This window comes from Burkholderia glumae LMG 2196 = ATCC 33617 (assembly GCF_000960995.1).
In the GTDB taxonomy this organism is placed as follows: domain Bacteria; phylum Pseudomonadota; class Gammaproteobacteria; order Burkholderiales; family Burkholderiaceae; genus Burkholderia; species Burkholderia glumae.
Window position 1 is genome coordinate 1,276,771 of record NZ_CP009434.1, and the last position, 23,947, is coordinate 1,300,717.

Sequence of the window (23,947 nt, forward strand, 5' to 3'; positions counted from 1 at the left end):
CGGCACCGAAGACCCGATTCGGAGCGCTCCCCAGCCCGCATTGGCGGCGCTCGACGCCATTTGCCGTAGGCGCCGGTGACGCGCCGTCGCCCAGCCCATGAGCTCGGGGCCCTCCCGGCCCGCGCCGGCCTCCGTCACCCGACACCCGCCCCCCGCACTCTCGAAAGCTGATCGATTCGATCATTGCCGCCGTTCCTCGTGCGTTCCGGCGCGCTCGGCACGCCCGCAACGCTAGCTTCCGACGCGTATGCGCAGCCGATCACGTTTCTTTTTTGATTGACTCGATCAAGTTTTCGGGTTTTCCCTTGGTTGAATTGCGCGTTTCGATCAAATAGGATGACGCGAACGATCAGCTGGGCGGCGGGAAGGCGCCGCTGATGCAACGGGATTGATCGAATCGGTCAAAAAGCCTGCCGGAGACGAAACAGATGATGAGAAGCTCCACCGCCTTGCTTGGCTTGTTGGGCGTCGCCATGGGCGCGCACGCGCAAAGCAGTGTCACCCTCTACGGTTTGCTCGACACCTCGCTCGTCTACACGAACAACCAGAAAGGCGCCGGCAACTACCAGATGTCGAGCGGCGTCGAATCCGGCAGCCGCTGGGGCTTGAAGGGCGCGGAAGATCTCGGCGGCGGCTACGCGGCCATCTTCCAGCTCGAGAACGGCTTCAGCGGCACCGCGGGCACGCTGGGCCAGAACGGCCGCATGTTCGGCCGCGCCGCGTGGGTGGGCGCGGCCACGCCGTACGGCACGCTCACGCTGGGCCGCCAGAACGAACCGTCGGCGGACTTTCTCGGGCCGCTGGTGGCGTCGAACCAGTTCGCCGGCGGCATCGGCGCGCATCCCGGCGACACCGACAACCTCTACGTCAACTCGCGTATCAGCAACAGCGTGAAGTTCTCGAGCCGCAGCTATCACGGCTTCCGCGCCGGTGCGCTGTTCAGCTTCGGCGGCACGGCGGGCGACTTCAACCGCAATCGCATCTGGAGCGTCGCGGCCGGCTACGACCAGGGCCCGCTCGCGCTGGGCGTGTCCTATATCGACACCTCTCGCCCGAACACGGCGCTGTGGGACGGCACCGCGGGTTCGCCCGCGATCTCGCCGAACAATTCGCCGATCTTCTCCGGCTACACCTCGGCACGCGCGCAGCGCGTGGCGTCGGTGGCCGGCAACTACAGGTTCGGCAAGGCCAGGTTCGGCCTCGCGTATTCGAACTCGCGTTTCGAGGATCTCGGCTCGGGTGCCGCCGCCGCGCCGGTCGCCGCCTACCGCAACGCCACGGTCGTGTTCGACAACGCCGAAGTCAGTTTCAGCTACCGGTTCACGCCCTCGGTGCTGCTCGGCGTGGCCTACGGCTACACCAACAGCCATGGCGCGGGCAACGCGCACTACCACCAGCTCAACATCGGTGGCGACTACCTGTTCTCGAAGCGCACCGACGTCTATCTCACGGCGGCATATCAGCACGCGAGCGGCACGGATTCGACCGGCAAGGCCGCCGTGGCCGCGCTCTGGCCGATCACGGCATCGAGCAATTCGCATCAGGTCGTCGCGGCATTGGGGCTGCGCCACAAGTTCTAGGGGCGTGGGCGCGGATTGAAAACCCGGCGGCGTTCGAGGCGGGCGCCGCCAACTGCGTCGCAGGCACGACGCTGCACCGCGCGTGCAGCAGAGCGCGGTGCGACGGCGACGAGGAGAGACGAGCATGACAGTGAATTTCCGGGGCATCGTCCCCGCCCTCATCACCCCGATGAATGCCGACGAGGAGGTCGACGAAGCGGGCCTGCGCACCCTCGTCGAGCGCCTGATCGAAAAGGGCGTGCATGCGCTGTTCGTGCTCGGCACCAACGGCGAATTCATCGCGCTCTCGGAAGCCGAGAAGCTGCGCATCGCACGCATTGCCGTCGATCAGGCGCGCTCGCGCGTGCCCGTGATCGCCGGGACCGGCGCCTACGCCACGCGCGAGGTGATCGCCCTCAACACGAAGATGCAGGACGCGGGCGTGGATGCGGTCTCGGTCATCACGCCGTACTTCAACGGTGCGACGCAAGCCGAACTCTTCAGGCATTACGAGCGCATCGCGCGCGCGACGCCGCTGCCCGTGATGCTCTACACGATTCCCGCCAAGGCCGGCATCACCTTGACCGTCGACACGGTGCGCCGCCTCGCCGAGATTCCGAACATTCGCGGCATCAAGGACAGCGGCGGCGACTTCGACCGCCTGCTGCAGCTCATCGGCCTGCGCCGCGATGATTTCGCCGTGTTCACCGGCACCGATTCGATGATCCTGTGGACCCTCATCGCGGGCGGCGACGGCGCCGTGGCCGCCACCACGAACGCCGTGCCCGACGTCGTCATGTCGATCTGGAATCACTTCCAGGCCGGCGAGATCGAAGCCGCGCGGCGCGCCCAGGAGTCGCTGCGGGCCCTGCGCGACGCATTCGCGCTCGGCACCATGCCGGTCGTGCTCAAGACCGCCGCGGCGCTGCTCGGCATGCCGGCCGGTCCGGCACGCGCGCCGGCACAGGCGCTCGACGCCGCCACGCGCGAGAAGCTCGCCCAGGCGCTGGCGAGCTATCCGCGCGTCGCCTGAGGCCGCCGTCGAAATCCGAGCGAAGCGCAATCCAAGCCCGGGCAGACGCCGCGGCGTCGCCCAAACCGAGACTCACGACATGAAGCCCGTTTATCACTTTCAGACCGTCAAGCACGTCGTGCATGGCGCCAACAGCCTCGACCAGCTGCCCGAGAAACTCTCGCTGCTCGACACGCCGGTGCGCCGCGTGGCGTTCATCACGCAGCCCGTGATGGAGAACAACGGCGTGGCCGCGCGCGTGATCGCGGCGCTCGAGGCGCAAGACGTCGAGGTGCTGCTCGTGCGCGACGTGCAGCCCGAGCCGACCATCGAAAACGTGGAGACGGTGTTTCGCGGCCAGATCGCGCCGTTCCAGCCCGACGCCGTGCTGTCGATCGGCGGCGGCAGCGTGCTCGACGCCGCGAAGCTGTTCGCCGTGCGCCTCACCAACGACCAGCCGCTGCGCGAATGGCTCGGCATCGACCTCATTAGGACGCCGGGCGTGCCGCTCATCCTGGTGCCGACCACCGCGGGCACCGGCTCCGAAGTCACGCCCAACGCCATCGTCACGCTGCCCGACGAAGAGCTGAAGGTGGGCATCGTCAGCCGCCATCTGCTGCCGCAACTCGTGATTCTCGACGCGGCGCTCACGCTCGGGCTGCCCAAGCCGATCACCGCCGCCACCGGCATGGACGCGTTCATTCACGCGCTCGAATCGTATCTCTCGACCAAGGCGAACCCGGTCAGCGACATGTTCGCGATGGAGTCGATGCGCCTGATCGGCGCGAACCTCGTGGAAGCCTACCAGAACGGCCATTCCCTGCAGGCGCGCGAAGCCATGATGCTCGGCTCGATGTACGGCGGCCTCGCGCTCACGGCGGCGGGCACGGCGGCCGTGCACGCGCTCGCGTATCCGCTCGGCGGCATGTTCAACATCACGCATGGCGTGGCCAATTCGATGCTGCTGCCGCATGTGATGGCGTTCAATCTCGACGCCGTCGTCGGCCGTCTGGCCACCGTGGCGCACGCGCTGAACATCGCCAAACACGGCGACAGCGAGCAGGCCGCCGCCGAGCAGTTCCTCGCCCGCCTGCGCGAGTGGACGGCGGCGCTCGCGATCCCGCAGGATCTGCGCGAATTCGGCGTGTCGGAGGCGCATCTCGACGCGCTTGCGGTGGCGGCCGCCAAGGTCAAGCGCCTGCTCGCCAACAACCCGAAGCCGCTGAGCCTCGACGACATCAAGTCGATCTACGCGCGCCTGCTGCCATGAGGACGCCGCGCCTGCTGATGCTCGGCGACGATCTCTCCGGCACCGCCGACTGCGCCGTGACGGGCACGCAGCGCGGGCTGGCGAGCCTGGTCTGCCTCGATGCGGCGCAGGCGCTCGCCGGCGCCGCCGCGGCCGCCGAAGCCGCCAGCGCGGACGTGCTCGCCATCGACACCGACTCGCGCCGAGCCTCGCCGGCCGAGGCGGGCCGCGCGAACGCCGAGGCGTGGCGCGCACACGCGGCGGGCCGGCGCGTCTACAAGAAGATCGATTCGACGCTGCGCGGCAACGTGGCCGCCGAAGTGGCCGCGCTCGCGGCGCACGCGGGCATGGCGATCGTCGCGCCCGCGCTGCCCGAAGCGGGGCGCACGGTGGTGGACGGCCGGCTGCTCGTGCGCGGCACGCCCGTGGAGGCCACCGAACTATGGCGCAACGAAGGCATCGAAGGCGGCGGCCAGATACCCGCGATGCTGGCCGGCGCCGGGCTGAACGTCGCGCATCTCGATATCGAGGCGGTGCGCGAAGGGGCGGCGGCCTTGCGTGCGCGGCTCGATGCGCAGCGTGCGAGGGGCGTGCATGCCGTGGTCTGCGACAGCGAAACGGATCGCGATCTCGGCATCGTTGCGCAAGCCTCGGCCGAACTCGACGGCGTGTTCTGGGTCGGGTCGGCGGGTCTCGCGCGAACGCTGATCGCCGCGTTGCCCGGCGCCGACGAGGGTGCTCGTGCCGCGCAGCCGCATGCCCCCGCAACGGCCGGCCAGGCGCGCGATGCGCGCGGCGTGCTCGTCGTGGTCGGCAGCATGTCGAGCGTCTCGCACGCGCAGATCGAGGCGCTGCGTAGCGCGGCCGCCGAAGCCTTCGACTGTTTCAGCATCGATGTCGCCGCGCTGCTCGATCCCTCGAGCGCCGCTTCGCTCACGCTCGGCCGGCGCGTGTCGGACGCGTTGACGCGCGGGCGGCACGTGATCGTGGCGATGAATCAGGCCCAACGCGCGCATCCCGCCGTCGCCGCTCAACTCGCCGCCCAGCTCGCGGCGCGCCTCGCGCCCGCCGTCGCGCATGCGGGCGCGCTCGTCGCCACCGGGGGCGAAACGGCGCGCGCGCTGCTCGCGGCCGTGGGCGTGCAGTCGCTGCGCGTGATCGAGGAACTCGAGCCTGGCGTGCCGCTGCTGGCCGCCACCGGGACGGCGCGCGTGCCGGCCGTCGCCACCAAGGCGGGCGGCTTCGGCGCGCCGGACACGCTCTATCGCGTGTGGCGACGGCTCGCCCACGCGCACCCCGACACCACCCGATCCACCGAATCCTGCGCAAACCGCAAAATCAGCAACGAGGAAGCCATGACTTATCGTCCCGTAATCGGCATCACGATGGGCGATGCCGCCGGCGTGGGCCCGGAAATCATCATGAAGAGTCTCGCTCACCAGTCGGTGTACGAAGGCTGCCGCCCGCTCGTGATCGGCGACGCGAAACGTCTCGCCGACGCGGCCAGACGCGCCAATGTCGCGCTCGAAATGCGTTCGATCGCCACGCCCGCCGATGCCCGCTTTCAGTTCGGCGTGGTCGACTGCATCGACCTCGGCCTGATTCCCGAAGCGCTGCCTTACGGCCAGCTCTCGCCGGTGGCCGGCGACGCCGCTTACCAGTACCTCGCGCGCACCGTGGCGCTCACCTCGGCGGGCGAACTCGACGCGATCTGCACCGCGCCGCTCAACAAGGAAGCGCTGCACGCGGGCGGCCACATCTTCCCCGGCCACACCGAAATGCTCGCGCACCTCACCGGCATTCCCGAAGTGTCGATGATGCTGGTGGCGCCCAAGCTGCGTGTGATTCACGTGACCACCCACATCGGCCTGCTCGATGCCATCCGCAAGATCGAGCCGGGCCTCGTGCAGCGCACGATCGAGCGCGCGCACGACACGCTGGTACGCGCGGGCATCGAAGCGCCTCGCATCGGCGTATGCGGGATCAACCCGCACGCCGGCGAAAACGGCCTGTTCGGCTATGGCGAGGAAGAGGAAAAGATCATGCCGGCCGTGGCCGTGCTGCGCGAGCGCGGCTGGAACGTGGAAGGCCCGCTGCCCGCCGACACGCTGTTCTTCCGCGCCGGACGCGGCGACTTCGACGTGGTGGTGGCGATGTATCACGACCAGGGCCACGGCCCCGTGAAGGTGATGGGCCTGGAAGCGGGCGTCAACGTCACGGTCGGCTTGCCCGTGATCCGCACCTCGGTCGATCACGGCACGGCGTTCGATATCGCGGGCCGGGGCGTCGCCGACGAACGCAGCATGCTCGAAGCGCTCAAGCAGGCAAAGGACCTGGCCACGCGCCGCGCCGTGCACGCCGCCTGAAGCCCGCGCGTCCGCATGCGCGCCGCAGACGGCGCGCGCGGGCGGAGCGTCCGCCCGGATTCGCACGCGCTTGTCGAGGTCACAACGATCGGAGACAGAAGATGAATCAATTCACCGCATGGGATACCGCCATCATCATTGCGATGGTGCTCGTGTACATCGTCGTCACGGCCTGGATCAGCATCCGGCTGCGCAGCAAGACCACCGAGCAGTTCATGGTCGCCGGCCGCACCACGCCCGCCGTCGTGATCGCCATACTGCTGATGTCCGAGTACATCGGCGCGAAATCCACCATCGGCACCTCGCAGGAAGCGTTCAGCGCGGGCATCGCGGCGTCGTGGTCGGTGATCTCGGCTTCCATCGGCTTCCTGCTGTTCGGCCTGTTCATGGCCAAGCGCCTGTATCGCTCGGGCGAATTCACCATCTCGGGCTTCATCGCGCGCAAGTACGGCAAGTCGGCCAAGCTCGTGGTCTCGGCGGTCATGATCTACGCGCTTTTCATCGTGAACGTGGGCAACTACGTGAGCGGCGCGGCGGCCATTTCCACCGTGATGCGCGTGAATCTTCCCGTGGCCGCGTGCATCACCGCGATCGTCTCGACCGTCTACTTCGCATGGGGCGGCCTCAAGAGCGTGGCCTACGTGACGATCCTGCATAGCGCGGTGAAGCTCATCGGCATCGGTATTCTCGTGTGGGTGGCCTGGTCGATGACGGGCGGCATCGCCCCGATGCGGCAGGCCATGCCCGAGCAGTACTTCACCTGGAACGGCGCGCTGGGCGGCGGCACCATCGGCGCGTGGATCATCGGCACGGCGGGCGCGATCTTCTCCACGCAGTTCATCATCCAGGCGATCTCCGGCGCGAAGTCGGCGCAAGACGCGCGCAACGCCACGCTGATCGCCGGCGCGCTGTGCCTGCCCATCGCACTGGCGCTCGGCTTCCTCGGGGTGGCGGCCAAGTTCCTGTTCCCGAACATCAAGAGCCTCTACGCGCTGCCGATCTTCTTGCAGCACATGAACCCGCTGCTCTCGGGCGTGGTCACGGTCTCGCTGGTGGCGTCGATTTTCGTGAGCGTGAGCACGGTGGCGCTCGCCATCGCCTCGCTCATCGTCAAGGATTTCTACGTGCCGCGCTATCGCCCGACGCCCGAGCGCGAACTGCGCGCCACGCGCGTGATCTCGTTCGTGGTGGGCTTCCTGCCGCTGATCTTCGTGCTGTTCGTGCCGCAGATCCTCGCGCTCTCGTTCTTCACGCGCGCGCTGCGTCTTTCGGTGACGGTGGTCGCGCTCATGGGCATCTATCTGCCGTTCTTCAACAGCAACCGCGGCGCGGTCTGGGCGCTCGTGGTCGCCACGCTCGCCACGACGGTCTGGTACCTGCTAGGCAATCCGCTCGGCATCGACAACATGTATATCGCGCTCGTCAGCCCCGCGCTCGTGCTGGTCATCGACAGGCTGCTCACGCCCACGGCGCGCGACCACGGCCGGCGCATCGCGCATACGGACTCGTAGGCGCCCTGTCTTGCGCCCGGTACCGCGCCCCCGACACGCAACCAAGGAATTCATCATGACGACTGCTTCCACGCTGCCCGCCGCCGCGTTCACGATGCCCGGCCGCCTGCACGCGGCCGCCGGCGACGCCGCGCGCACCGACGCCTACCTGCCCGCCGCGACGGTGCAATGCCATGCGGCCAACCTGCTCGCGCTCGCCAACGGCGACCTGCTGTGCGCGTGGTTCGGCGGTACCCAGGAAGGCGTGCCCGATATCTCGATCTACTGCTCGCGCCTCGAAAAAGGCGGCGCAAGCTGGAGCGAACCCGTGCGCCTGTCGGACGACACCACGCGCTCCGAGCAGAACCCCGTGCTGTTCGCCGCGCCCGACGGCGACCTCTGGCTCCTCTACACGGCGCAGCTGTCCGGCCACCAGAACACCTCCATCGTGCGGCGGCGCATTTCGAAGGATCAGGGCCGCACATGGGGGGCCATCGACACGCTGTTCGACAAGCCGGGCACCTTCGTGCGCCAGCCCATCGTGGTGGCGCGCGACGGTGCGTGGCTGTGCCCGGTGTTCCTGTGCCGCGTGCAGCCGGGGGAGCGCTGGTCGGGCAATGACGACGTGAGCGTGGTGATGCGCTCGACCGACGGCGGCGCGACCTGGAGCGAACACGCCGTGCCCGACAGCGTGGGCTGCGTGCACATGAACATCCAGATGCTCGCTGACGGCACGCTGCTCGCGCTTTATCGCAGCCGCTGGGCCGACCATATCTACGCGAGCCGTTCGCGCGACGGCCTCGCATGGAGCGCGCCCGAAGCGCTGGACTTGCCGAACAACAATTCGTCGATCCAGTTCGTCACGCTCGCGAACGGCCATCTCGGCCTCGTGTTCAACGCGAGCAGCGCCGCACAAAGCACGGCGCGCCGTGCCTCGCTCTACGACGACATCGAAGATTCCGAAGACAGCGGCGAGCTCGTCGCGCAGGCGGCCTCCGCGCGCGGCACGGCGTTCTGGGGCGCGCCGCGCGCACCGATGACGCTCGCCATTTCGCTCGACGGCGGCCGCACCTGGCCGGTGCGGCGCAACCTCGAAACCGGCGACGGCTATTGCATGACCAACAACTCCGTGGACAAGCTCAACCGTGAGTTCTCGTATCCGTCGATCGCGCAGTCGCCGGACGGCCGCCTGCATATTGCCTACACGTACTTCCGCCAGCGCATCAAGTACGTGAGCGTGACCGAAGACTGGGCGAGCGCGGCGAAGCAGGACGCCGACGCGGCGCCCGCCCGCGCGTGAGACGCCGATAGACCCCCGCGAGATGGGCGACAGGCGACGGAAAATAATGGATACACTACGTGCGCGCCGGATCGTCCGCGCCGCTTGCCTCGCTGCGGGGCGACGTCCCGAACCCAACCCCGAATCGCCCATGAAAGTAGCCCGCCGCCGTGAAGCCATGCTCCAGGCCGTTCTCTCCGGCATGACCGAAGTGTCCGAGTTGTGCGAACACTTCGGCATGTCCGAGGCCACCGTGCGCCGAGATCTGCGTGCGCTCGCCGACGAGCGGCTGATCCTGCGCACCTATGGCGGCGCGGCTTCGGTGAGCACGCACGCGCCCGAGGAGTCGCTCGAACAGCGGCGCCGGAGCTTTCAGGCGGAAAAGGACGCCATCGGTCACGCGGCCGCCGCGCACGTGCAAGCGGGCGACACGATCTTTCTCGACAGCGGCACCACCACGGCCGCCCTTGCGCGCGCGCTCGCCGGGGCGGGCCGTCACAACGTGCGCGTGGTCACCAACAACCTGCTGGTCGTGCAGGCGCTCGCCGCGAGCAACGTGCCGCTCACGCTGATCGGCGGTGAGGTGCGCGAGTCGAGCATGAGCACGCTCGGCCCCATCGCCCAGCTCGCGCTCACGCGCGTGACCGTCGATAAGGCGTTTCTCGGCGCCGACGGCGTCGTGCCCGGACGCGGCCTGTGCGAAGCCACCGCCGACCAGGCCTACCTCAAGGAATGCTTGATGCGCCAGGCCGCGCGCCTCTATGTGCTGGTGACCGCCGACAAGCTCAACCGCGACAGCCAGCAGCACTGGGCGCCCATCGACAAGCCGTGGACGCTGATCACCGACGCGAGTGCCTCGCACGCCGAATTGCAGGCGTTTCGCGAATTGACGGGCGTGACGATCGAGCCGGTCGCGGTCATGGCCAGCGCGGCGGGTGGGCCGGGCGCCTTGCAATCGCACTGACATCGCGCTCATGGACAACGCACTGCCGCAACGTTTTGTCGTCACGGGCGCAAGCTCGGGTATCGGTTACGCGATCGCGCGGCACTTGCTCGACGCCGGCCACGCCGTCATCGGCGTGAGCCGCGGCGCGCCCGATCTGCATGGCGCGCGCTTCACGCACGAAGCCGCCGATCTCGGCGACACGGCCCTCATCGCGCCACTCGCCGCGCGCATCGGCGCGGTGGACGGATTCGTGCACGCGGCGGGATTCATGCAGACCGCGCGCCTTGGCGAGCTCGACGCGCAAAGCGGCGAGGCGATGTGGCGTTTGCACGTGGCCGCGGCAGCCGCGCTCGCCGATTCGCTCGTGCCCGCGATGCGCGCCGGCGGGCGCATCGTGCTGATCGGCAGCCGCGTGTCGGGCGGCGCGGCGGGCCGCAGCCAGTACGCGAGCGTGAAGGCCGCGATGGTCGGCATGGCGCGCTCGTGGGCCATCGAGCTCGCGCCGCGCGGCATCACCGTGAACGTGGTCTCGCCCGCGGCGACGGAAACGCCCATGCTCAGGGACCCGCAGCGCACGTCGAGCGCGCCCGTGCTGCCGCCTATCGGCCGCTACGTGCGTGCGGAAGAAGTGGCGTCGCTGGTCGCGTATCTGCTCGGGCCGCAAGCCGGTGCGATTACCGGCCAGCAGATCATGATTTGCGGCGGCAGCTCGCTTTAATCCTGCAATGCGCTTCGATCGCATTTGCTAAGAAAGGACGCCGGAAACGTTGAACGCGTTGCCAGGCCCGTCGCCCGGTCAGCGCGCCAGACCGCCCCGGGCCTTGCCACCGGCACCGGAGGTTGCACGGCATCGTGCGCCGAGTCGTTTCGTTTGCGCCTGCCGGACCGGTCTGCAAGCGCGAATCCGCCTGGTTTGCGCTGACCCATCGGACGCGGCAGCCGACCCGCGCGGGCGCGGCGTCACGCGGCTGATGCGCCGAGCGATGTCGGCCGCTCGGCGCGCAGGCGCTCCAGCGCGGCCCGCGCGTGCCGCAGCGCGGTCACGAGCGGCGGCGAAGCCGGCGTGATCGGCATGCGCACCTCGGCCGTGATGCCGTGCGTGAGCGACAGCATCGCCTTGATCGCGGCCGGATTCGGCGCCGAGAACAGCAGCTGCAGCACCGGCCGTAGCGCCTCGAAGCGCGACTGCGCCTCGGCCACGCGGCCGGCCTCATGCAATTGCTGCACCTCGACGAACAGGTCGGCGCAGACGTGCGCGCTCGCCAGCACGCCGCCTGCACCGCCTGCCGCGAGGCAGGCGGCGAACGCGTCGTCGGTGCCGCACAGCACCTCGAGCGGCGCGGCGCGCAGTGGTTCGAAGTGAGCCGGCACGCATTCCTTGATGCCGACGAGGTTGGAATGGCGTGCCAGTTGCCCGACGGTGGCCGGCTCGATCGCCACGCCGCAGCGATGCGGCACGTCGTAGAGCATCACGGGGCGCCGCGTGCGTGTCGCGATTTGCCCGAAATGCCAGAGCAGCCCGGCCTGACTCGGGCAGAGATAGGCAGGCGGCGGCACCAGATAGCCGGTCACGTCATGCAGTTCCAGGCGGTCGATCTGGTCGAGGAAATCCCGCGTGTCGATGCCGCCGACGCCGACGAACACCGGCAAGCGGCCGGCCGCGACGCCGATGATGGTCTTCAGCGCGGCGGCGCGCTCCGCGTCGTCGAGCAGCGCGGCCTCGGCCGTGGTGCCGAGTGCGACGAAGCCGGCGATGCCGGTGTCGAGGTACGAGGCGCTCAGCGCTTCGAGCGCGGCCAGATCGAGCCGGCCGCCGCGAAACGGCGTGACGAGCGGAAGCCAGATGCCCTTGAGCATGTCAGTGCCTCCCGCGTTGACCGACCACGGTGCCGTGCGGGCGGGAGTGGGAAGGAGGAACGGCGGCCTGACGGTGGCTCATGCGATGGACCTTGACCCGGGCGGGTAGGGAGGATCCCGCAAGCGTAGCGTGGTGCGCATCAAAACCGTATAAAAAAACCGGACGGCTCGCATCAGCAAGGGGCGGCTGGGGCCGCCCGCGGGACCGGATGCCGGTGCTGGCCGCCCGCGGCGCGCCGGTGTTTGCTCAGGCCGCCCAGCCGTTCGCCGTGCCCTGTTCCACCACGTCGAGGAACACGTGCTTGAGGGCGCTGCCGTCCTCGACCCAGATCAGGCCGAGCAGCGCGCGATGCGAGGGCAGCGCCAGCGGCCGCGCGACCACGTTCGGCGGCACGGCCGCGGCCGCCTCGGCGGGGATCAGGCCGATCCCGAGGCCGGCCGCGACGAGCGCGAGCATGGTGGTGTATTCGCCGAGTTCGCGTGCGATGTCGAGCGTGACCCCGCGCGCGCCGAGCGCCACCAGCAACGCGTCGAAGAAGCCGGGCGCGTAGCGGCGCGCGAGCACGAAGGCGTGCTGGCCGCGCAGCTGTGCCGGCTCGATTTGCGTCTGCCGGGCGAGCGCGTGCGAGGCCGGCACGGCCACCACGAACGATTCTTCCAGCACCACGCGCGAGGCCAGGCCGCTGGCGGCAACCGGCAGCCGCGCGATGCCGAAGTCGAGCGTGCCGCCCTGCAGCGCGGCGATCTGGTCCGGCGTCGGCATGTCCTTCAGATCGAGCGCGATACGCGGGTAGCGCGCATGCATGGTGCGGATCAGCGTCGGCAGCAACTTCGGCAGCACCGACGAGACGAAGCCGAGCCGCAGCGTCCCGATCTCTCCCTGCGCCGACAGCCGTGCGACCTGCGCGGCGCGGGCGGCCTGTTCGAGCGTGGCGCGCGCCTCGGGCAGGAACAGGCTGCCCGCGGTGCTCAGTGCCACCTTGTGACGGTCGCGATCGAACAGCCGCACGCCGAGAGCCGTCTCGAGCGCCTTGATCTGCATGCTCAGCGCGGGCTGCACGATGCAGAGGCGCCCGGCCGCGCGGCCGAAGTGCAGTTCCTCGGCAAGCGCGACGAAGGCGACGAGGTGTTTCAGTTCCATCCGATCGTGACGACGGGCGAAATCAGGATGCCGGCATGTTAGGCCGGGCGCGGTGCGCCGACAACGGGCGAATCGAGGCGGAGCGTTGCGGCGGCACGCGTGCCGGCATGCAGGTCCGGCGCCTGCCGGACATGGTGGGGGACGCTTAGGATTGCATCCAATTCCGGCCGTCGTGCCGGTCGATCAGGTCTTCGGCGTAGCGCAGCGAGGCACGACGCGCGGCGCCGGTGCTCGGGAACGGCGGGGTCTCGCTGAGCTTGAACGTGTCGCTGAAGGTGAGCGCCGTGTCGGCCTCGCGCAGGCAGATTTTCACGGCGGCGTCGAAGCCCTGGTCGTTGTAGCCGTTGTAGCGGCCGGCGCTTTCCTGCGCGCGGGAATGCGGATAGATCAGTGGATAGATCTCGAAGCCGCGGTACAGATGCATGCTCATGTCTGGCTCCTGATAGGTGGGGCGACGGTAAGGTGACAGGACGCGCGCCCCGCGCAGGCGCGGCACGCGCTTGCTGCGTGGGTGGCGAGGGTCGATCGGGAGGGATGCCGGAATGCAGCGATCGAGGCGGTTTGCGGTCAGGACGGCGCAATGATTGGAACCTGACGATTCGGTCCATCATACGCTGATTGCCGCCGTCCCCCCCGATTTAAATTGCTCGACGGCACGGGTTCCGATCGGCTCGGCTCAGGCGCGAGCCGCATCGTATGCGCCTGGCGCGCCAGCCCATGGCCGCTCGGCCGCTATCGGCGTGCGCTGCCGCGCGCGGTTGGGGGCCCGATCCGCAGCGGGATGCAGCGCCCGACGCGTCGAAACAACTTGACCAGATCGGCGACAACGCGTAAGGTTGCTGGCTGAAGTCTTCAAGAAGCGCGATTGCTGCTCATCACTGACCGCGGACCGCGGTATTCGTTGTCCTCTCCCTCCTTGATCTTTCGCACCTTGCCAATTGCGGGCGCGAAGCTTCGTTCGTCCCTACCCTCAAAGGAGCATCATGGATACCGGTATCGTCAAGTGGTTCAACGACAGCAAAGGTTTTGGCTTCATCTCGCCGGACAACGGCAAGGATGATCTGTTTGCCCATTTTTCCGAAATTCGCGGCGACGGCTTCCGCTCGCTGGCCGAAGGCCAGCGCGTGAGCTTTGAAACCAAGGTCGGCCAGAAGGGCCTGCAAGCGGCCAACATCACGCCGCTCTGAGCCGCGTCTGGCCGCTCGAAATCGCATGGCGCGGCAGGCCGCGCGATGCGTTGGCGATGCCGCCGCCCGGCATCGCTTGCGGAACGGGGGCGCCGAAGTCTGCGGCCCCGGCAGCCTCCCGCCGGCATGATGGCGCCGGCCGGCAAGCGTGAAGATCACGATCGATCGGCCCCCGGTGCCGCCTGTCGCGCTTGGCTGCATGCCCCGCGCGGCATGAGCGTTCGCGCGCCGTGTCGCTCTCACTCAGTCAATGGAGAGATCAATTTGGCGAAGGAAGAACTGCTGGAACTGGACGGCGTCGTCGAGGAAGTGTTGCCCGACAGCCGCTATCGCGTGACGCTGGAGAACGGCGTCGTGGTGGGCGCATACGCGTCCGGAAGATTGCGCAAGAACCATATCCGGATTCTTGCCGGCGATCGCGTCCGGCTCGAACTTTCGCCGTACGATCTGACCAAAGGCCGGATCAATTATCGTCACAAGGACGAACGTGCCGGAGCGGGCGCGCCGCGCGCGCGTACTTTCCGGCGCTGAGCCGCACCCGGCCTTGACGCGCGGCACCGCAGGTGCCTCGCGGCTTCATCGACAACGACGACGATACGGCGCGCCGCTCGCGGCGCGACCAATGGTGAAGCCGCCGATGCGGCCCGTGCAATGGGCTGGCCGCATCGATCAAACCCGACGCCGGCATGGCGCGAGCCGGCACGGATTCGTGCCGTATTCTTGAAGCGTGGCAGGGCGACGTGAGCGTCGCGCCACGAAGTCCGAAGTTGCCTCCACGCACCCGCGCTCGCGATGCCGGTTCGTATGCGTCTTCCTCGATTTTCCCGCTGATTTCGCGCCGATTGGCCGGTTGCCCGACAGACGGCCTCATCGGCTGCCTCCAAGGCCGCCTCACCGGACCCGGCCCAGGCGCTCGCGCGTGGGTCTCATGCTCACCCAATTCTGTTTTTGCCCGGCCCGCGTCCGGGCGACACCGGCTCAGGCCGGATTTTCCCGCCCGCCGCGCAGCATTGCCGGCGGTGCGAATCCATAACGGCAGGATTCCTGACGATCACCCGGCCATGCCGGACCGTGTCATTACCAATCCATGCTCATGACTATCTCGACTCATCATGCAACAGACCAACATCGAACAATATCGCGGATACGCGGTTGCCCCGTCGGCCCACCGTCTGCCTGACGGCTGTTTCTCCTCCAATCTGACGCTCACGCGCGTCGATCCGCGCAGCGGGCCGATGTGCTACGAGTTCTACACGCTCGACTATTTCGGCAGCGCGGAGGCCGCGCTGCGCCATTCGTGCCGCTACGCGCGCCAGTGGATCGACACGCGGGGCTGAACCCGGCCCGCCGTCGCCTCGCTCGGATGGCGACGCGCAGCATCATCGCCCCGGCCGAGCATCATGGCGAGCGGCTTGCCGGCGCGGCACTGCGCGCGGCCACCGGCGAACGTCCGGTGCCGGGCACGAGGCGCGGCCTGCACGCGTGACGGCATCGGCTGACGGCTCATGGCCGGCGTGCTGCAGCGCGTCAGCCGTCGCGGCTGCCGGCCAGGCCGGCACGCGCGGCAGCGCCAGCTTCCCAATGCAGGCGAATCGGCCCCCGGACGGGGCGCCGCCGCCGGGGCCGCCGCCCCCGGGCCGCTGCGTCCGGGGCCGGTGCGTCCGGGGCCGGTGCCGTCGCGCCCGCGCGCGATGTCGGAATTAATGCATCTGACACGCGCGGCTGCGATAATCGGCGCACGAACGAATGTGACGTCTCATGGAGGTGTGCGATGAACGACCCCCGCATCGAAGGCGATGCCGCCGAATTGCAAGCGCAGGAGCGCCGGCGCCGCCTGGAGGAAGACCTCGTCGATGCCTATGACGAAGAACTCGAAATGGAGCTCGACGACCGCCGCTTCGACGATCCGGATGCGATCTTCACGGCCGAGCGCCGCGAGGCGCGCAAGCAGTATTTCCGCGAACTGTTCCGCCTGCAGGGCGAGCTCGTCAAGCTGCAGGACTGGGTGGTCGCCACCGGCCACCGGATGGTGGTGATCTTCGAAGGGCGCGACGCGGCCGGCAAGGGCGGCGCGATCAAGCGCATCACGCAGCGCCTGAACCCGCGCGTGTGCCGGGTGGCCGCGCTGCCGGCGCCGAACAACCGCGAACGCACGCAGTGGTACTTCCAGCGCTATGTCGCGCACCTGCCGGCCGGCGGCGAAATGGTGCTGTTCGATCGCAGCTGGTATAACCGCGCCGGGGTGGAGCGCGTGATGAACTTCTGCACCGATGCCGAATACGAGGAGTTCTTCCGCTCGGTGCCCGAGTTCGAGAAGATGCTCGTGCGCAGCGGCATCCAGATCGTCAAGTACTGGTTCTCGATTACCGACGAAGAGCAGGAAACGCGCTTCCAGAGCCGGATCGAGGATCCGCTCAAGCAATGGAAGCTCAGCCCGATGGACCTCGAGAGCCGCCGCCGCTGGGAAGCCTATACGATCGCCAAGGAGGAGATGCTGGCTCGCACGCATATCCCCGAGGCGCCTTGGTGGGTGGTGCAGGCGGTCGACAAGAAGCGCGCGCGGCTGAACTGCATCGACCATCTGCTGAGCCTCGTGCCCTACCACGAGGTCGAGCGCGAGCCGGTGCAACTGCCCGAGCGGGTCCACCACGCCGACTATCTGCGCCGCCCGGTCCCGCAAGAGATGATCGTTCCCGAGCGCTATTGAGCCGCCGGGCCGGGACGGGGATTGACAAAGCACGCCGCATCGCGGATGCTCTCGCACATGAACCGTCACGCCTTCCCGATCGCGCACATTATTCACACCATTCATCGAATGGTGGGTTAGCGCGCGCAGGAAGCCGACACGAAACCCGCCCCCGAGGCGGGTTTTTCGTATCCGTCTCCGGGCATGAATCCCAGCCAGGAGCCTCCGATGTCATCGCCGTCCCCCCGTCGTCCGGAATCCGTCACACCGCCGCGCGCGCGTTCGTCCGAGGCGTTGGCCATGCCGCCGGCGGTGAAGCCGCCCGCGCAGCCGGCCGATTGCGCCGCCGCCGGCATCGATGCCTACCTGAAGAAGATCCTCACCGCGCGCGTCTACGACGTGGCGGTCGAAACCGCGCTCGAGGCGGCCCGCAACCTGTCCGCGCGCGTGCACAACCGCGTGCTGCTCAAGCGCGAGGACAACCAGCCGGTGTTCTCGTTCAAGCTGCGCGGCGCCTACAACCGCATGGCCCAGCTGGGCGCCGACGCGCTCGCGCGCGGCGTGATCACCGCCTCGGCCGGCAACCACGCCCAGGGCGTCGCGTTCTCGGCCGCGCGCCTGGGCGTGAAGGCGGTGATCATGGTGCCGGTCACCACCCCGCAGGTCAAGGTCGACGCGGTGCGCGCGCACGGCGGGCCGACCGTCGAGGTGATCCAGGCCGGCGAATCGTTCAGCGACGCCTATGCCCACGCGCTCGAGCTGCAGCGCCAGCGCGAGCTGACCTTCGTGCACCCGTTCGACGATCCCGAGGTGATCGCCGGCCAGGGCACCGTGGCGATGGAAGTGCTGCGCCAGCACCAGGGGCCGATCCACGCGATCTTCGTGCCGATCGGCGGCGGCGGGCTCGCGGCCGGCGTGGCCGCCTACGTGAAGGCGGTGCGCCCGGAGATCCGCGTGATCGGGGTGCAGACCGAGGACTCCTGCGCGATGGCGAAGTCGATCCGCGCCGGCGAGCGCGTGATGCTCGCCGAGGTGGGCCTGTTCTCGGACGGCACGGCCGTGAAGCAGGTCGGCGAGGAAACGTTCCGGCTCTGCCGCGCGCTGCTCGACGAGGTGATCACGGTGGACACCGACGCGCTGTGCGCGGCGATCAAGGACGTGTTCCAGGACACGCGCAGCGTGCTGGAGCCGGCCGGCGCGCTGGCCGTGGCGGGCGCCAAGCGCTACGCGGCGCGCACCGGCATCGAGGGCGAGACGCTGGTGGCGATCACCTCGGGCGCCAACATGAACTTCGACCGGATGCGCTTCGTGGCCGAGCGCGCCGAGGTGGGCGAGGCGCGCGAGGCGGTGTTCGCGGTGACGATCCCCGAGGAGCGCGGCAGCTTCCGGCGCTTCTGCGAGCTGGTGGGCGAGCGCAGCGTGACGGAGTTCAACTACCGGATCGCCGACGAGCGCGCCGCGCACATTTTCGTGGGCGTGCAGATCCGGCGCCGCGAGGAATCGGCCGAGATCGCGGCGAACTTCGGCGCGCACGGCTTCGAGGCGGCCGACCTGACCGGCGACGAGCTGTCGAAGGACCACATTCGCTACATGGTGGGCGGGCGCTCGCCGCTCTCGCGCGACGAGCGGCTGTTCCGCTTCGAGTTTCCGGAGCGCCCGGGCGCGCTGATGAAGTTTCTCTCGGCGATGGCGCCGAACTGGAACATCAGCCTGTTCCACTACCGCAACCAGGGCGCGGACTACAGCTCGATCCTGGTCGGGCTGCAGGTGCCCGGCGCCGATCACGCCACGTTCGACCGGTTCCTGGCCGCGCTCGGCTATCCCTATCACGAAGAGACCGCGAACCCGGCCTACCGGCTGTTCCTGGCCTAGCGCCCGACGCCGGGCCGGGGCGCGGTGCGCCCGCCGGCGACGGCGCGGGCGCGCCCGCCGCGTTCACTCGAAGGCCGGGAAGCCCGCGCGCCCCTGCGTGGCGTCGCGCAGCGTCTCGCGCGCGGCGGCCACCTCGGTCACCGGCAGCCGCACGACCAGCCGCACGGTCATGCCGTAGGCACTGTCCAACAGTTCGGCGCCGCTCTGTTCGATCCAGCGCCGCACGCGTGCCTCGTCGGGATAGCCGATCTCGATCGCGAGCCGCGCGAGCGCGATGCGCTCGACGCGCTGCGCGCCGAGCAGCGCGCCCGCGATCGCATCGGTGTAGGCGCGCACCAGGCCGCCCGCGCCGAGCTTCACGCCGCCGTAATAGCGAATCACGGCGGCCAGCACGCCATCCAGGTCGTGATGGCGCAGCACTTCGAGGATCGGCCGGCCGGCCGTGCCGGACGGCTCGCCGTCGTCGGACATGCCCGACTGGCCGCCCGCGAGCAGCGCCCAGCAGACGTGCGTGGCGGCGGGATGCGCGTCGCGCAGGCGTTGCAGCTCGGCCATCGCGGCATCGCGATCGGCCACCGGAATCGCCTGGGCGATGAACCGGCTCTTGCGGATCTCGATCTCCTGCGTACAGGTTTGCGCGAGGGTGTAGGTCATGGTCGGGCGGCGGCGCGGCGTCTCGGGTTCGGCGGCGGGTTCGCGGGGCCCGCGCCCGACGGCGTCGTGCAGCGGAGCACGAGGCGGGGCGGGCGTGAGCCTCGCGAGAGAAAACCCGACATTCTACGGCCATGCCCGCTCGCGCGGCCCGGCGGCGGCGCCGCGCGCGGCGTGCGGGGCCGCCGGCGGCTCAGGCCGTGCCGCCGCCGGCGGCCGGATAACGGTCCGCCCAGGCCGGCGGCGCGTGCCGGTACATCAGGTGCAGGCTCTCGCTCAGCGAGCGCACCCGCAGCCCGTGGCGCCCGGCCAGCATCGCGAGCGCGCGCGCCGAGAACAGCGAGAGGTGGCCGTTGCGCGGCATGCAGTACCACCACCTGTCGATACCGGCTTCCAGCACCGCATCGGTGACGAGCACGGTGGTGAACAGGATCGTGCCGTCGGCGTCGAGCAGGCGCAGCAGGGTCTGGACGAGCGCGTGCGGATCGGGATCATGCTCGAACACCTCGAACGCCAGCACCACGCGGCTGGCGCCGGCGGGCGGCGCAGCCGCCATGCCCGCGGCGTCTTCGGCGAGGGCATACGGATCGAACGAAGTGATGCCGGTGAAGCCGCGCGCGCGCAGCTCGCGTTCGAGCAGGCCGAGGCCCGCGCCGAAGTCGAGCAGCCGCGCATGTGCCAGCTCGGGGAACTGCCGCGCGATCAGCTCGGCGTTCGCCAGCGCGCGTCGGCCGGCATAGTCGGGGTCCTGGCGCGCGTAGTCGGCGTTGTAGAGGTGGGCGGCGAAATCCTCGCGGCGCCAGTCGTCGAAACAGCGCGTGAACACGAAGCGGCAGCGGATGCAGCAGTGGTAGTAGACCGGCACTCCCGCGTACGGATCGAGCTTGCGGCCGGCGAGGCGGTCGGCGCCGCCGACCGAGAAATCGACCAGGCCGCAGAGCCGGCTTACGGCGCCGCAGCACTTGCAGGCGGTCTCGGGTTCGGCGACACGCAGGCGATGTAACGGCATGGGAAGGCTCGGAAATCGACGCGATGCCGCCATGATGCCAAGTTTCCGCCGGCCGCGCCTGCACGCGTGCGGGCCCGTCTGCGCCGGGCAGGCGGGCCCGGATGGACGGCGCGGCGAGCCGGCCGCCGTGCCGCCATCCGGCTCACATCGACCGATGTCGATGTAAACATCGACACGTTGATATGGGTCATGCTTTTTTGACTCACTACGATCGGCTGCAAGCCATTGACACGCGAGAAGGGAGCCTTTCGATGAGTTCGACGGAGCAGCAGGTGTTGGCCGCCGCCGATGCGTTGATCGACGCGTTCGGCCGCCACGACAGCACGGCCTACTTCGCCGCGTTCGCGCCGGAGGCGACCTTCGTGTTCCATCACGTCGACACGCTGTTGGAATCGCGCAATGCCTACCGGCGCCGCTGGCGCGAGTGGGAGCGCGACGAGGGCTTCGCCGTGCTCGCCTGCGAATCGCGCGAGCGCGCCGTGCAGCAGGTGGGCGGCGACGCGGCGATCTTCACGCACGCGGTGCGTACCACGCTTCGCACGCGGGCGGGTGAAGTGCGTCTCGACGAGCGCGAGACGATCGTGTTCGCGCGCCGCGGCGAGCGCTGGCTCGCGATCCACGAGCATCTCTCGCCGCTGCCGGCTGCCGCCGGCGGCGCCTGAGCCTTCCCCCAAAGCAGCCGGACCTGACGTTGGCCGCCACCCGGCGCGGCGCATGAATCAGGATAACTGAACAAGGAACCCACATGGAACATCCCGGCACGGCCGACCTGAGCGGCGCCGCGGCGCCCGCGCAGGCACGCTTCTCGACGATCGAGACCCGCTCGATCGACTATGTGCCCGACAGCGAGCGGCACGGCAGGGTCATCGACCAGGGGCCGTTCTGGTTCCTCGGCAATTTCCAGTTCTTCACCATCGCGATCGGCTTCGTCGGCCCGGGCATGGGGCTTTCGCTTGGCTACACGATCCTCTCGGGCGTGCTGGGCATCCTGTTCGGCACCCTGTTCATGGCGTTCCACGCCTCGCAGGGCGCCCATCTGGGGCTGCCGCAGATGATCCAGTCGCGCGCGCAGTTCGGCTATCGCGGCGTGGTGGTGGTGCTGCTCGCCACCGCGTTTACCTTCGTCGCGTTCAACGTGGTGGACGTGGTACTGATGGCGAGCGGCCTGCATGCGATCTTCGGCTGGTCGCCCACCGCGATCACGCTCGCCACGGCGCTGCTCGCGCTGCTGCTCGCCGTGTACGGCCACGACTGGCTGCACCGCGCGTTCAAGTGGATGCTCTACGCGAGCCTGCCGCTCTACGTGGTGCTGTCGGCCGCGATCCTCACCGGCGGCGTGGCGCCGAAGGTCGGCCACGCGGGCGGCTTCAGCCTCGTCGCGTTCGCCTCGCAGTTCGCGGCCAGCGCGAGCTACAACATCACCTACGCCCCCTACGTATCCGACTATTCGCGCTACCTGCCGCGCCACACGCGGCCGCGCGCGATCATCGGCGCGGTGTTCGCCGGTGCCGCCTCGTCGGCGATCTGGCTGATCGCGCTCGGCGCCTGGCTCGCCTCGCGGCTCGGCGCGTCGGACGGGCTGATCGCGCTGAACGCGGCCGGCAACATGCTCTTCCACGGCTTCGGCGCGCTGATCTCGATCGTCTCGATCGGCGCGATGGTCGCCACCATGGGCCTCAACAACTACAGCGCGATGCTGACGCTGATCACCGGCCTCGATTCGTTTCGCGCCGTCAGGCCCACGCGCGCGATCCGCGTCGTGACGCTGGTGCTGGTGAGCGCCGCCTGGGTCGCGATCTCGATGCTGTTGACCGGCAACGCGATCGATATCCTGTTCGCGGCGCTGACGATGATGCTCTATCTGCTCGCGCCGTGGACCGCCGTGAATCTGGTCGACTACTTCTTCGTGCGGCGCGGCCGCTATGCGATCACGCACCTGTTCTCGGCCGACGGCATCTACGGCGCCTGGGGCCTGCGCGGGCTTGCCTCCTATGCGATCGGCCTGCTCGCCTCGGTGCCGTTCTTCGTGCTGCCGGGCGTTTACACGGGCGCGCTCGCGGCGCGCCTGGGCGGCGTGGACGTGGCCTGGGCGGTCGGGCTCGCGGTGGCGACGCTCGCCTACCTGCTGCCCTGGCGCGGCGTGACGGCGCGCGATGAAGCTGCGGCGATCGGCGAGAGCGACGACGCGCTGGGGCTGCGCTAAAGCGTGGCAGGCCACGTCAAGGTCGCGCCGATACATCGCCAATGCGTCATCGATATGATTTCGTCCGCCATCGCCGTTGACCGGCCGCGGGCTGCTCACCACAATCGTTTCGCGCGATCCTCGCGCCCGCCTGGGCCGTGGCCGAGCACGGCGGGCTGCTTGACGCCGCGCCGTGCCGCGCGCCTCCGGCCCGGCGGAACCTCGCGGGGCCGGCGCAGTCGGTGAAGACGGGGCGAGATGGCGCTCCATGACGATAACGATGATCCAATTCATCGAAACAGGGAGAAACACCACATGAACAAGAAGGTGGCGGTGGCGATCGCGTGCCTGGTTGCGTCGTATGGCGCGCAGGCACAGAGCAGCGTGACGCTGTTCGGCGTGCTCGACGAGGGCATCAACTACACCGGCAACGCCGGCGGCCATGCCGCCTGGCAGCAGACCAGCGTCGATCTCGCGACCAGCCGCTGGGGCATCAAGGGCAACGAGGATCTCGGCGGCGGCCTGCATGCGATCTTCGATCTCGAAAGCGGCTTCCAGCTCGACAACGGCCGCATCTACTACGGAGACCGCCTGTTCGGCTACCAGTCCTATGCGGGGCTGCAGTCGGAGCGCTTCGGCACGCTCACGTTCGGGCGCCAGTTCGATACGGTGGCCGACGTGCTCGCGCCGCTGACGGCGAACGGCAGCTGGGCCGGCTACCTGTTCTCGCATCCGTTCGACAACGACAACACCGACGCCTCGTTCCACGTCGACAATGCCGTGAAGTTCACGAGCACGAGCGTAGCCGGGCTGACGGCCACCGCGCTCTACGGCTTCAGCAACCAGGCCGGCGGCTTCGCGCAGAACCGCGCGATCGGCGTCGGCCTCGGCTACACCTACCGGACCCTGACGCTGGGCGCCGTCTACGAGGATCTCGGCGCGCCCGGCACCACCGCCGGCGGCAGCGTCGCGACGGGCGACATGGTGTTCGCCGCCGCGAACCAGAAGATCTACGGCATCGGCGCGAACTACGGCATCGGGCCGGCCACGCTCGGGCTCGTCTACACGCACGTGATGGTGCAGCGGCCCACCGAGTCGGTCTACGTGGGCGCGCTCGGCGTGCCGGTCGCGACGCTGCGTTTCGACAATCTCGAAGCCAACGCGAAGGTGCAGGTGCGGCCGGACCTGTTCGTGGGCGCGATGTATACCTATTCGCGCGCGCATCTCGACACGGGCGGCGGCGCCTCGCTGCACTGGAACCAGCTCGGCTTGATGGCGCAGTACGCGCTGTCGAAGCGCACCGGCCTCTACTCGCAGGTCGCGTATCAGACGGTCGGCGGCGGCGGCACCGGCACGCCGCTCGAGAACGCCTACGTGCTCGGTTCGGCTGGCGCGTCCTCGAACGGGCACCAGGTCGTCGCGCGCGTCGGCATCACGCATTCGTTCTGAGCCATGCCCCGG

21 protein-coding genes are annotated in these 23,947 nt (G+C 69.1%); 16 read left to right on the top strand and 5 right to left on the bottom strand.

Features of this window, described 5'->3' with window-relative positions; all coding sequences use genetic code 11:
* Window positions 1-431 precede the first annotated feature (431 nt).
* The 8 genes from KS03_RS06745 to KS03_RS06780 all read left to right on the top strand — a co-directional run bounded on the left by KS03_RS06745 (window position 432) and on the right by KS03_RS06780 (window position 10,619).
* Window positions 432-1,580 carry a porin gene (locus KS03_RS06745; RefSeq protein WP_474117470.1) on the top strand — a complete coding sequence of 383 codons (1,149 nt, stop codon included), beginning with the start codon at window positions 432-434 and terminating at the stop codon, window positions 1,578-1,580.
* 124 nt (window positions 1,581-1,704) lie between these two features.
* On the top strand, window positions 1,705-2,592 hold the full coding sequence (gene dapA, locus KS03_RS06750; RefSeq protein ID WP_015877569.1) for a 4-hydroxy-tetrahydrodipicolinate synthase: 888 nt from the start codon (window positions 1,705-1,707) through the stop codon (window positions 2,590-2,592).
* Between the two features lie 79 nt (window positions 2,593-2,671).
* On the top strand, window positions 2,672-3,841 hold the full coding sequence (locus tag KS03_RS06755; RefSeq protein WP_015877568.1) for an iron-containing alcohol dehydrogenase: 1,170 nt from the start codon (window positions 2,672-2,674) through the stop codon (window positions 3,839-3,841).
* The gene (pdxA, locus tag KS03_RS29665; protein ID WP_015877567.1) at window positions 3,838-6,186 is read left to right on the top strand and encodes a 4-hydroxythreonine-4-phosphate dehydrogenase PdxA; all 2,349 of its coding nucleotides are present in this window, start codon (window positions 3,838-3,840) and stop codon (window positions 6,184-6,186) included. Before KS03_RS06755 ends, pdxA begins: the two co-directional genes overlap by 4 nt.
* A 101-nt stretch (window positions 6,187-6,287) precedes the next feature.
* On the top strand, window positions 6,288-7,697 hold the full coding sequence (locus KS03_RS06765) for a sodium:solute symporter family protein (RefSeq protein WP_015877566.1): 1,410 nt from the start codon (window positions 6,288-6,290) through the stop codon (window positions 7,695-7,697).
* A gap of 55 nt (window positions 7,698-7,752) precedes the next feature.
* A complete protein-coding gene (locus KS03_RS06770; RefSeq protein WP_015877565.1) occupies window positions 7,753-8,976 on the top strand; it encodes a sialidase family protein in 1,224 nt (407 codons plus the stop codon).
* Between the two features lie 130 nt (window positions 8,977-9,106).
* The gene (locus KS03_RS06775) at window positions 9,107-9,919 is read left to right on the top strand and encodes a DeoR/GlpR family DNA-binding transcription regulator (protein WP_015877564.1); all 813 of its coding nucleotides are present in this window, start codon (window positions 9,107-9,109) and stop codon (window positions 9,917-9,919) included.
* Between the two features lie 10 nt (window positions 9,920-9,929).
* Entirely contained in the window at window positions 9,930-10,619 is a 690-nt protein-coding gene (locus tag KS03_RS06780; RefSeq protein WP_015877563.1) for an SDR family NAD(P)-dependent oxidoreductase, read from the top strand.
* Window positions 10,620-10,861: 242 nt separating this feature from the next.
* On the opposite strand, the gene KS03_RS06785 is transcribed toward KS03_RS06780, so the two are convergent.
* The 3 genes from KS03_RS06785 to KS03_RS06795 form a co-directional block, all read right to left on the bottom strand.
* A complete protein-coding gene (locus tag KS03_RS06785) occupies window positions 10,862-11,758 on the bottom strand; it encodes a dihydrodipicolinate synthase family protein (protein ID WP_015877562.1) in 897 nt (298 codons plus the stop codon).
* A 247-nt stretch (window positions 11,759-12,005) separates the two neighbouring features.
* A complete protein-coding gene (locus KS03_RS06790; protein ID WP_015877561.1) occupies window positions 12,006-12,899 on the bottom strand; it encodes a LysR family transcriptional regulator in 894 nt (297 codons plus the stop codon).
* Between the two features lie 145 nt (window positions 12,900-13,044).
* Window positions 13,045-13,329 (bottom strand): hypothetical protein, encoded by a 285-nt coding sequence (locus tag KS03_RS06795; RefSeq protein ID WP_015877560.1) that lies wholly within the window; start codon window positions 13,327-13,329, stop codon window positions 13,045-13,047.
* Window positions 13,330-13,882: 553 nt separating this feature from the next.
* On the opposite strand from KS03_RS06795, the gene KS03_RS06800 reads away from it, so the two are divergent.
* From KS03_RS06800 to ilvA, 5 genes are all read left to right on the top strand, one after another.
* Window positions 13,883-14,086, top strand: a complete 204-nt coding sequence (locus KS03_RS06800; RefSeq protein WP_015877559.1) for a cold-shock protein — start codon at window positions 13,883-13,885, stop codon at window positions 14,084-14,086.
* A gap of 264 nt (window positions 14,087-14,350) precedes the next feature.
* The gene (infA, locus tag KS03_RS06805) at window positions 14,351-14,617 is read left to right on the top strand and encodes a translation initiation factor IF-1 (protein WP_015877558.1); all 267 of its coding nucleotides are present in this window, start codon (window positions 14,351-14,353) and stop codon (window positions 14,615-14,617) included.
* Window positions 14,618-15,198: 581 nt separating this feature from the next.
* The gene (locus tag KS03_RS06810) at window positions 15,199-15,423 is read left to right on the top strand and encodes a hypothetical protein (RefSeq protein WP_015877557.1); all 225 of its coding nucleotides are present in this window, start codon (window positions 15,199-15,201) and stop codon (window positions 15,421-15,423) included.
* A gap of 434 nt (window positions 15,424-15,857) precedes the next feature.
* A complete protein-coding gene (gene ppk2, locus KS03_RS06815; protein WP_015877556.1) occupies window positions 15,858-16,793 on the top strand; it encodes a polyphosphate kinase 2 in 936 nt (311 codons plus the stop codon).
* Window positions 16,794-17,000: 207 nt separating this feature from the next.
* Window positions 17,001-18,644, top strand: a complete 1,644-nt coding sequence (ilvA, locus tag KS03_RS06820; protein WP_015877555.1) for a threonine ammonia-lyase, biosynthetic — start codon at window positions 17,001-17,003, stop codon at window positions 18,642-18,644.
* Between the two features lie 63 nt (window positions 18,645-18,707).
* Here ilvA and KS03_RS06825 read toward each other — a convergent pair whose 3' ends face one another.
* The gene (locus KS03_RS06825; RefSeq protein ID WP_015877554.1) at window positions 18,708-19,298 is read right to left on the bottom strand and encodes an IMPACT family protein; all 591 of its coding nucleotides are present in this window, start codon (window positions 19,296-19,298) and stop codon (window positions 18,708-18,710) included.
* Between the two features lie 190 nt (window positions 19,299-19,488).
* On the bottom strand, window positions 19,489-20,304 hold the full coding sequence (locus KS03_RS06830) for a class I SAM-dependent methyltransferase (protein ID WP_015877553.1): 816 nt from the start codon (window positions 20,302-20,304) through the stop codon (window positions 19,489-19,491).
* A 251-nt stretch (window positions 20,305-20,555) separates the two neighbouring features.
* On the opposite strand from KS03_RS06830, the gene KS03_RS06835 reads away from it, so the two are divergent.
* The 3 genes from KS03_RS06835 to KS03_RS06845 all read left to right on the top strand — a co-directional run bounded on the left by KS03_RS06835 (window position 20,556) and on the right by KS03_RS06845 (window position 23,935).
* Window positions 20,556-20,966 carry a nuclear transport factor 2 family protein gene (locus KS03_RS06835; protein ID WP_015877552.1) on the top strand — a complete coding sequence of 137 codons (411 nt, stop codon included), beginning with the start codon at window positions 20,556-20,558 and terminating at the stop codon, window positions 20,964-20,966.
* Between the two features lie 83 nt (window positions 20,967-21,049).
* Complete coding sequence (locus tag KS03_RS06840; RefSeq protein ID WP_015877551.1) at window positions 21,050-22,507, top strand: purine-cytosine permease family protein; 1,458 nt, start codon at window positions 21,050-21,052, stop codon at window positions 22,505-22,507.
* A gap of 294 nt (window positions 22,508-22,801) precedes the next feature.
* On the top strand, window positions 22,802-23,935 hold the full coding sequence (locus KS03_RS06845) for a porin (RefSeq protein ID WP_015877550.1): 1,134 nt from the start codon (window positions 22,802-22,804) through the stop codon (window positions 23,933-23,935).
* Window positions 23,936-23,947: the final 12 nt, after the last annotated feature.